The sequence below is a fragment of the Amycolatopsis sp. CA-126428 genome, from assembly GCF_002904335.1.
GTDB lineage: Bacteria > Actinomycetota > Actinomycetes > Mycobacteriales > Pseudonocardiaceae > Amycolatopsis.
The window spans coordinates 135,139-144,886 of record NZ_PPHF01000001.1 but is presented as its reverse complement, the minus strand read 5'-3'; the positions used below and the strand labels follow the sequence as shown (position 1 = coordinate 144,886).

Sequence of the window (9,748 nt, the reverse complement as noted above, 5' to 3'; positions counted from 1 at the left end):
GCAGCCGTCGTGAGTGGTAATTCGGGTTCTAACCCGAATTACCACTCACGAGAACTCGCGGCAGACCACGACTCCGTGGTCCACGGTGGACCCGCGGTGGTCAACCGGCAGTCTCGTCCCAGGTCACGGGGAGCCGGTAGACGCCGTAGTGCAGCATGTCCTCCTTCGTCGGCACCTCATCGGCGGGAACAGCCAGCCGCAGCGAGCCGAACCTCTCGAACAGCGCCCGGTAACCGATGCGGAGGGTCAACCGGGCCAGGTGCTGGCCGAGGCACTGGTGCACGCCGTGCCCGAACGCCACGTGCCCCTGGGTGTTGCGGCCGAGGTCGAGGACACCCGGATCGGGGAACCGCGCCGGGTCGCGGTTCGCCACCGGCAGCGCCACGACCACGGTCTGGCCCTGCTCGATCGTTTCGCCGCCGATCTCCACGTCCGTCAGCGCCGCCCGGCTCGCCCCGAGGTGCGAGACCGTCAGGTAGCGCAGCAGCTCCTCGACCGCGTTGTCCAGCAGCTCCGGCTCCGCACGCAGGCGGGCGAGCTGCTCCGGGTGCTCCAGCAGGGCGAAGACCCCTAACCCCAGCATGTTCCCGCTGGTGTCGAAGCCGCCGCCGAGCAGTGCCCAGGCGATGTTGATCAGCTCGCCGTCGGTGAGCTCCCCGGTCGCGGCCAGCTCGCCGAGCAGGTCCGGGGTCGGGTTCTCCCGCTTCTGCCGCACGATCTCCGTGAGCAGCCGGCCGAGCTCGACGACCGCCTCGGTCAGCTCTTCGACCGTGTAGGACATCCGGGAGACGACGGCGAGGTGCTTGGCCAGCGGCGCCCGGGGGCCCGGCGGGATGCCCATCAGCTCGCACATCACCCGGATCGGGAACGGTTCGGCGAACAACTCCACCAGGTCCGCCCCCGGGCCCGCGTCGGCGAGCGCGTCGAGGCAGTCCTGCGCGACCTGCTCGATCATCGGGGCCAGCTCCCGGACCCGCCGCACCGTGAAGTACCCGGCGAGCAACCGGCGGTACCGCATGTGCTCCGGCGGGTCCATCGCGATGAACGCGCCCGGTTCCGGCGCCGGCGCGCGGTAGACGACCTGCTCGCGGTCGTCGCCGGTCGGGATCGGCGACGGGATGGACAGCGAGATGAGGTCCTTGCGGTGGCTGAACCGGTCGTCGGCGAGGATGCGCCGCACTTCGTCGAGCCCGGTCGCCACCCAGCCGTCGCGGCCGTCCACGCTCACCGGCATGGCGAGCCGCGCGATCGGGCCCGCCTTCGTCAGCGCCGCGTAGTTCTCGGACGGGTCGAACGGGCAGCGCCGCTCGACGGGCAGCCGCGGGTTCGCGGCCGCGCTGTCGGACATCTTCGTCTCCCCTTGTCGTCGTCCCGGCCGTCACCGTGCGGCCGGGTGGAGGCCACCGGCCGGTGCCGGCGCGGTAAGGCGTTGCTCCAGGACGTCGGCCGCCTTCGGCGCGCCGCCCGCGCCGCGCACGTGTTCACGCATTTCGGCGACGCGCGCGCGAATCCCCGCGTCCGACGCGGTGCCGAGCACCGCCGCGCGCAGCCGCTCCGGCGTCACCGACTCGCGATCCAGCCGCGTGGCGAGCCCGAGTTCGAGCAGCCGGCGCGTGTTGAGGTGCTGTTCGGTGTGGTGCGGGACGACGACCAGCGGCACCCCGAAGTACAGGGACTCCAGCACGCTGCCCATGCCCGCCTGGCACACCACGAGGTCCGCGTGCGGCAGCACCGCGGCGTGCGGGATCCACTGGTGGACCTCGACGTTCGGCGGCGGCGTGCCGATGTCCCCGATCCGCAGCCTGCCGCCGAGGGTCAGCACGAAGTGCCACGGCAGGCCGGCGAAGGCACGCAGGCAGTCGCGGAAGAACTCGGGCCGGTCGTTCACCGTCGTCCCCAGCGTCACGAGCACGACCCGCTTGCCGTCCGGCGGGCTCCAGTCGTGGTCCGCGGCGGCGCCGGCGGGCGGACCGACGAAGGTGTAGCCGGCGCCGAAGGTTTCGGCGGCCGGCTGGAACCGCTTCGGGACGAAGACCAGGTTGACCTCGTGGCGGCCCTCGTACAGCCGGACCAGCGAGGCGTCGTCGACGCCGTACTCCGCCGCGTACCCGGTGATCAGCCGGTCGAACTCGACGAGTCCCGGGTGCGCGGGGTCGAGCGGACCGACATCGCTGCCGCCCTCGCCGAGAATGCTTGCGCCGTCTTCGTTGAGCGAAAAGCTGTCGTTCGAGGCGAAGGTCGGGATCATTTGCACGGACGGCAGCCCGGTCCGCCACGCGGTGAACCGCCCCGGCGCCCACAACGTCGTGTCGTAGGCGAGCAGGTCGGGCGGATCGGCGGCGAAGGCGGCGTCGATGCCCGGCGCGACGGCCATGGTCATCGACAGCAGGTTCGTGGGCAGCCACGCGGCTTCGTCCGCGGTGTGGTACTCCGAAGGCGGTCCGGTCCCCAATTCCGCGGAGTAGCCGACCGGGCGGGCACCCGTGGCCGCCACACGGTCGGCGAAGGTCGGCGTCGTGAAACAGGTCACGCGGTGTCCCCGCGCGGTCAGCTCGGCGAGCACGGGCAGCACCGGAGTCGTGTGCCCGTACGCCGGGTAGGGCAGGAACGCGAAGTGCCGGCGGTTCATCGCGACTTCGCCACCGCTTCGATGGCGTCGGCCGCGGCCGACGTCCCGCCCGCGGCACGGATCTCGTCACGCATCTTCGCGACCCGTTCCTTCGCCGCGTCGTCGCCGGCGAGCCCGAGCACCGCCGCGCGCAGGGTTTCCGCGTCGGCGTCCGCGGGCATCACCATGCGCCCGAGCCCGAGTTCGACCAGGCGCTCGCCGATCAGCTGCTGCTCCCCCAGCCGGGGCACGACCACCGGCGGCACCCCGAAGTACAGCGCCTCCATGGTGGTGCCCATCCCGGCGTGCGCGAGCAGCGCGTCGGCCCGCCGCAGCACTTCCAGCTGCGGCACCCAGGGCACGACCTCGAAGTTCGCGGGCAGCGGCTCGAGCTCGCCGGGCTTGACCTGGGTACCGACCGCCATCACGACGGTCCAGTCCAGGTCGCCGAAAGCGCGGACGCACTGGCGGTAGAACTCCGCCCGGTTCTCGTAGCCGTGGCTGCCCATCGTGATCAGCAGCAGCGGCCGGTCGCCGGCGGGCGGGGTCCACCGGCCGTCCCCGGCACGCAGGCCGTTGCCGAGCGACGGACCGGTGAACGCGAAGCCGTCGCCGAAGGTTTCGGCGCCGAGCTGGAACGACTTCGGCAGGAACACGACGGAGAGGTCCTCACCGCCCGCACCGAACTCCTCGACCGGCAAGTCCGCGAAACCGTGTTCGTCCAAAGTGGACCGCATCACCTTGCCGAGCTCGGCGAACGAAGGGTGGGTGAAGTCGAGCTGGATGTCACTCAGCTCCGCCAGCCGCGCGTACGGCGAGTACTCGGCGTTGGCGGCGAACGTGGTACAGGTCTGCACGCTCGGCAGCGCCCACTTCCGCGCCAGCAGCCGGCCCGTGTGGTGCGCGTACTGGTCGAACACGATCAGGTCGGGAACGTCGCCGGTGAGCCGCTCCTCCGCCGCTTCCAGCGGCGCGAAGCCTTCCAGCACCTGCGCGAGCATGGCGTTGGCCGCGTCGTCGGCGGTCGGCTTCTCGGGAATCGCGACGTCTTCCCAGTTTTCGGGCGTCGTCGACGCGTACTCGAGCACGGTCGCGCCGGCGTCGGCCACCGCACCGGCGTACTGCCGGGGAACGGCATAGGTGACGCGGTGCCCGCGGCGGACGAGCTCGGCGACCACCGGCAGCGACGGGTTGAGGTGCCCGTGGGCCGGATAGTTGAAGAAAGCCAGGTGCTTGTTCTCGGGCATGATCACTCCGCTTTCTACCGGGTTTCCCGCGGGGGCCAGGCGATCTGCGGCGAGCGGTAGTAGCCGACGCCGGTCAGGTCCCAGTGCGGCCCCTGTGCGGCGAGCCGGTCGCGGAAGGAGGTCCAGTCGTGGGTGGCCGCGGGAGACCAGCCGATCTCCGCGATCGCGGGCAGCCGGGGGAAGGCGAGGATGTCGATGTCCGGCCGTTCGAAGACCAGCTCGGTGAACAGCGGCGCGGAGACACCGATGACGGACTTCCCGTCGATCCCGGGGACCACCGTCTCCGGCTCCCAGTCGTAGGCGTCGCGCACCTCGATGTAGCCGGCCCAGAACTGCCCGACCGGGTACGCGGGGTTGTTCTCGTCGTACTTCATGTCGAGGTAGGCGTGCTCCACCGGGGACATGACCAGCTTCGCCCCGTGCTTGCTCGCGTCGGCGACGGCCTGCTGGTCGACCTCCTCGGGGAACCAGATCTGCGCGGTGGTCCGCGCCGGATCGGTCGAGCCGGCCACCTCCTGCCAGCCGAGGAGCTTCTTGCCGTACTTCGCCACGATCGCCTGCACCCGCTGCAGGTAGCTGCGGTACTGGTCCTTCGGGACGTCGGTCGCCTCGTCGCCGCCCACGTTCAGGTACGGGCCCGGGGTCAGCGCGGCGACCTGGCGGATCACGTCGTCGAGGAACTCGTAGGTGATCTCCTTGCCAAGACACAGGGTGCTGTTGGGACTGCCGTAGATGTCGGTGAAGAGCGGCGGCGCGACGCCGTCGCAGTTCAGCTTCGCGTACGACGAGCGCGCGGCGTTCGCGTGCGCGGGCCCTTCGATCTCGGGGATCACGGTCATGAAGTGCGCCCCGGCGTACTCGACGAGCGCCCGGTAGTCGTCCTGGGTGAAGAAGCCGCCGCGCTCGCCGCCGACGCCGGTGGACCCGCCCACCTCGGTCAGCCGCGGCCAGCCGGTGATGGCGAGCCGCCAGCCCTGGTCGTCGGTCAGGTGCAGGTGCAGGTAGTTGATCTTGTAGCGGGCGATGTCGTCGATGTACTTCTTCACCTCGGGCACCGTCCAGAAGTGCCGGGCGACGTCCAGCACCGCACTGCGGTAGCCGTACCGCGGGTAGTCCGTGACCGATCCGCCCGGCAGCGTCCACGGTCCCGGCTGGACCGAGGTCCGCTCGACCTTCGCGGGCAGCAGCTGGCGGACCGTCTGCACGCCGTAGTACAGCCCGGCCGCACGATTCGCCTTGATCCGGACCGAATCCGCCGCGATGTCGAGCTGGTAGCCCTCCTCGCCGACCTGCCCGCCCGCGCCGAGCTGCAGCGAGATGCCGGGCAGCGCCAGCCCCGGCACCGCGGGCACCACCGGCAACGGGAAGCCGGTGGCCGGCCGCAGCTGGGCGGCGAAGTCGTCGGCGACCTGCCGCGCCCGCGGCAGCCGCGGGTCGTAGGAGAGCACCGACCACGGACGCAGCTCGAACGTCACCCCGTTCGCCGGACGCACGCTCACCGGGGCCGGGATGACGCGGGCCGGCGACAAGGCCGTCCCGGCCGCCACGGCCGGCTGCGCCGCCGGCACCACCAGCCCGGCGACCAGGGCCAGCACGAGGAACAGGCCCCCGGACCGGCGTCGGTCGTTCGTGGATTGCACCATGGTCGGTCCACCTCATGGGTTCTCGGATTGGCCGGGTCCATGGGTATACCGAGCAGGCACGCACCCCTAGCGCGGAAGCGGTTTCCTAGCAGTTTTCTCAGCGCGCTCCCCGGCCGGACGGCTCCGGCCGCGATCGCCGGACCAGGAATTCCCTTAGTACTCGCCAGCGCGGGCTTGTCGCCCGCGCGCGCAGCCGATTGCCTTGGCCCGCTGCCCCCGCTCGCGCACCGTCGCGCAGAGTCGTCCCCCACTCAGCCACTTTCGCAGGAGGTACCCCCGGATGCCCATTCTCACCTGGGACTACAAGCAGGAGTACGAGAACGAGCGGGACGACATCCTCGACGCCGTGGACTCGGTCTTCCGGTCCGGCCAGCTCGTCATGGGCAAGAGCGTCCAGAACTTCGAAGCCGAGTACGCCGCCTACCACGGCATCGACCACTGTGTCAGCTGTGACAACGGCACGAACGCCATCGTGCTCGCCCTCCGCGCGCTCGGCGTCGGCCGCGGCGACGAGGTCATCACCGTCTCGAACACCGCGGCACCCACGATCATCGCCATCGACCAGGTCGGCGCGACCCCGGTGTTCGTCGACATCAACCCCGGCGACTACCTGATGAACACCGACCTCGTCGAGGCCGCGATCACCGAGCGCACCAAGTGCCTGCTGCCCGTGCACCTCTACGGCCAGTGCGTCGACCTCGCGCCGTTGCAGGCGCTCGCGGCGAAGCACAACCTCAAGCTCCTCGAGGACTGCGCCCAGTCGCACGGCGCGAAGCAGCGCGGCACGCTCGCGGGCACGACCGGAGACGCGGCGGCGTTCTCCTTCTACCCCACCAAGGTGCTCGGCGCCTACGGCGACGGCGGGGCGATCGTCACGGCGGACGCCGAGATCGCCGCGAACCTGCGCCGGCTGCGGTACTACGGCATGGAGAAGCAGTACTACGTCGTCCAAACCCCCGGCCACAACAGCAGGCTCGACGAGGTGCACGCGGAGATCCTGCGCCGCAAGCTGAAGCGGTTCGACGGCTACCTCGCCGCCCGGCGCCAGGTCGCGCAGCGCTACGCCGAGGGCCTCGCCGACACCGATCTCGTGCTGCCGCGGATCACGCCGGGCAACGACCACGTCTACTACCTCTACGTCGCCCGGCACCCGCGGCGCGAAGAGATCATCGAGCGCATGCGCACCTACGACGTCAACCTGAGCGTGAGCTACCGCTGGCCCGCGCACACGATGACCGGCTTCGCCCACCTCGGCTACGAGAAGGGTTCCCTGCCGGTGACCGAGGAGCTCGCCGACCAGATCTTCTCGCTGCCGATGTACGCCACGCTCTCCGAAGACATCCAGGACAAGGTCATCAGCGCGCTGCGCGAGGTGCTCGCCACCCTCTGAGGGAAGGACCCCCGATGCGGGTGCTCTTTGTGACCCTGTCCGAGAAGTCGCACGTCTACGCCATGGCTCCGCTCGGCTGGGCCATGGCCGCGGCCGGGCACGAGGTCCGGATGGCGAGCAATCCCGCGATGGCGCCGGTCATCGCGGGCACCGGGCTCACCGCGGTCTCCGTCGGCGTCGACCACCCGATGCACGACATCGTGCTGGAGGCGCAGCAGAACGGGATGCTGGAGAAGGACTACGCGGCCTGGACCGAAATCTCCAGCGAGGCGCTGAGCTGGGACGAGGTGCTGCTCAAGTCCACCGAGGAACGGATGGGCCTCGACGTCTACAGCAACTCGATGGTGCACGAACTCGTGGAGTTCTGCCTGTCCTGGCGGCCGGACCTGGTCGTCTGGGACCTGCTCACCTTCGCCGGCGCGGTAGCGGCACGGGTCTGCGGCGCCGCGCACGCGCGGCTGCTGTGGGCCGCCGACGTGTACTCCACCACCCGGGCGGCGTTCCTCGACCTGCGGGCGCAGGACCCCGCGCGCGCCGGCACCGACCCGCTCGGCGAGTGGCTCGGCGGGTACCTCGACCGCTACGGCCACGAGTTCGACGACGAGATCCTCAACGGGCAGTGGAGCATCGACCTGCTCCCGGCCAGCATCCAGCTGCCGCTCCCGGTGCCCCGCGTTCCGGTGCGCTACACGCCCTACAACGGGCCGTCGATCGCGCCGGACTGGGTGCTGCGGCCGCCGGAGAAGCCCCGGGTCTGCCTGACGCCCGGCGTTTCCTTCGGCGTGGACTCGGGCTACCTGCCGGTCCGGACGGTGCTCGACTCGCTGGCCGATCTCGACGTCGAGGTGGTGGCCACGTTCGGCCCGGACGAGCTGCCCGCGTCGCAGGTGCCGCCGAACACCCGGGTCACCGGGTTCGTCCCGCTGCACACCCTGCTGCCGAGCTGCTCGGTCACGGTCAACCACGCCGGCTACGGCTCCTGGATCACGGCGGCTTATTACGGCGTACCGCAGTTCCTGTTGCCCATCCGGTACGGCGACCTGATGCCGGTGGCCCGCAACCTCGAGTCGGCCGGGGCGGCGTTGTTCGCGGACGGAGCAACGGCCGACGCACAACAGGTCCGCGACGGCGTGCTCCGGCTGCTGTCGGAACCATCCTTCGCCGCCGACGCCGGCGCGTTGCGGGCCGAGATCATGAGTACCCCGTCGGCGGCCGAGATCGTGCCGCACCTGGAGCGCTTGACCAGCACCCACCGCTCGAACCGCAGCTTGGTGTGACCGCGGGTCGTCGCAGTGGGAACGAGAGAGGGCCGGACGTTCGCGTCCGGCCCTCCGCTGTGTGGTCTGCCGCGGCTTGTCGTGAGTGGTAAATAGGGTTAGAACCCTATTTACCACTCACGAGAGGCGTCAGCGGGCGGCCGTCCCGTCGAGGCTGTGCAGGCAGGCGACGATGCTGCGGGCCTGGATGTTGACGTAGTGGCTGTGCCGCAGCAGGTCCGTGAGCTGGGGCAGCGACAGCCAGCGGTAGTCGGGGAACTTCGCCGGCGGGACGTCGATCGCGGTCTCGACCGCGACGTAGCGGTTCAGCGCGTGGTGGAACCGGCCGCCCTCCTCGGAGAGCAGGTTGTCGTACCTGATCTGCGCCGGCCCGGCGGCGAGGAGCTCGCCGAGGAACGGGGGCTGGGCCGCGGCGGGCAGCACCGAGTAGTTCTCCGGTGTGCACTGCACGGTCGGCGCGAGCTCGACCACGTCGACGTACCCCGGCTCGACCCGGGCGTTCATCAGGCAGTGGAGCACCCCGTCGATCCGCTTCACCAGCATCCCGACCACGCCGATCCCGATCGGCTCGATCATCGGCTGGCACCACCGGCGCACCTCGCGGCCGCCCGCGCGCACGTCGACGCCGATCACGTTGAAGAACCTCCCCGACTCGTGCCGGATCGCCGTCCCGTCGCGCTGCCAGCCGCTCACCTCGTTGAGCGGGATGCGGTCGGCGTAGACGTCGGTGCGGGTGCGGGCCTCGGTGATCCACGCGAGCAGGTCGCGCATCCCGGAGCTGTCCGGCGGGCCGGCGAAGGGCAGGCAGGACAGCACGGTCCTGGCGTCCATGTTGACCACGTCTTCCTCGTGCAGCAGCGCGTGCACCTGGCCGAGGCTCAGCCAGCAGAAGCCGTCCAGCACCTCGACGTCGGAAGCCACCTCGATGATCATGTTGCGGTTGCGCTTCTGGTGGAACCACGAGCCCTGCTCGGACTGCCGGACGTCGGCCACGACCCGGCGGTCCCCCGAGCGGTCGCGGAAGTACTCGAGGTAGGGCACCGGCTTGCCCTGGTGGACCCGGGTGTAGTTGCTGCGGGTCGCCTGGACCGTCGGCGACAGCTGCACGCCGTTGCGGTTGCCCGGTTCCACCTTGGCCTGCATCAGGCAATGGAGGACGCCGTCGAACTCCTTGACCAGGATGCCGAGGATGCCGATCTCGGGCTGGTTGATGATGGGCTGGGTCCAGGCCGGCACCGCGGCGTCGGGCAAGCGGACGTCGAGTCCCTCGACGGTGAAGAACTTGCCGCTCTCGTGCACGATGTTGCCGGTCACCGGGTGGGTGGCCCACCCGGCCAGCTCGTCCAGCGGGATCCGTTCGACGACGGTGTAGTTGCGTTCCGCGCAGGCGGCGAACCACCGGTGGAACTCGTCGAGGCCCAGCACCTTCCCGTCGGCGCACGACACGGACTTCGCGATCCGTTCGGCGATCGCCGGCTCGTCGTCGACAGGCGGAGGTGCGAGCACCGTGGTGGCGTCGGTCATCTGAGCTCCTCGTCGCACCGGATTCGATGCGGTCAACGTAGGCAGGCCGGGAGTCCGGC

The 9,748-nt window shown here is 70.6% G+C and carries 7 protein-coding genes; 2 read left to right on the top strand and 5 right to left on the bottom strand.

Annotation, left to right across the window (positions count from 1 at the left end):
- Nucleotides 1-100: 100 nt before the first annotated feature.
- Genes C2L58_RS00605 through C2L58_RS00590 form a run of 4 tightly spaced genes read right to left on the bottom strand, consistent with a single transcriptional unit; the run spans nucleotide 101 to nucleotide 5,498 of the window.
- Entirely contained in the window at nucleotides 101-1,348 is a 1,248-nt protein-coding gene (locus C2L58_RS00605; protein ID WP_103334875.1) for a cytochrome P450, read from the bottom strand.
- A 30-nt stretch (nucleotides 1,349-1,378) separates the two neighbouring features.
- Entirely contained in the window at nucleotides 1,379-2,629 is a 1,251-nt protein-coding gene (locus C2L58_RS00600) for a macrolide family glycosyltransferase (RefSeq protein WP_103334873.1), read from the bottom strand.
- The gene (locus C2L58_RS00595; RefSeq protein WP_103334895.1) at nucleotides 2,626-3,855 is read right to left on the bottom strand and encodes a macrolide family glycosyltransferase; all 1,230 of its coding nucleotides are present in this window, start codon (nucleotides 3,853-3,855) and stop codon (nucleotides 2,626-2,628) included. Before C2L58_RS00595 ends, C2L58_RS00600 begins: the two co-directional genes overlap by 4 nt.
- Before the next feature lie 14 nt (nucleotides 3,856-3,869).
- Complete coding sequence (locus tag C2L58_RS00590; RefSeq protein WP_103334872.1) at nucleotides 3,870-5,498, bottom strand: beta-N-acetylhexosaminidase; 1,629 nt, start codon at nucleotides 5,496-5,498, stop codon at nucleotides 3,870-3,872.
- Between the two features lie 280 nt (nucleotides 5,499-5,778).
- Here C2L58_RS00590 and C2L58_RS00585 point away from each other — a divergent pair, with 280 nt between their 5' ends.
- On the top strand, nucleotides 5,779-6,888 hold the full coding sequence (locus C2L58_RS00585; protein WP_103334870.1) for a DegT/DnrJ/EryC1/StrS family aminotransferase: 1,110 nt from the start codon (nucleotides 5,779-5,781) through the stop codon (nucleotides 6,886-6,888).
- A 14-nt stretch (nucleotides 6,889-6,902) separates the two neighbouring features.
- Nucleotides 6,903-8,165: an activator-dependent family glycosyltransferase gene (locus tag C2L58_RS00580; RefSeq protein ID WP_103334869.1), complete on the top strand. Its 1,263-nt coding sequence runs from the start codon at nucleotides 6,903-6,905 to the stop codon at nucleotides 8,163-8,165.
- A 129-nt stretch (nucleotides 8,166-8,294) separates the two neighbouring features.
- Here the strand turns inward: C2L58_RS00580 and C2L58_RS00575 are convergent, their stop codons facing one another.
- Nucleotides 8,295-9,689 carry an NDP-hexose 2,3-dehydratase family protein gene (locus C2L58_RS00575; RefSeq protein ID WP_103334867.1) on the bottom strand — a complete coding sequence of 465 codons (1,395 nt, stop codon included), beginning with the start codon at nucleotides 9,687-9,689 and terminating at the stop codon, nucleotides 8,295-8,297.
- Between the last annotated feature and the right edge of the window lie 59 nt (nucleotides 9,690-9,748).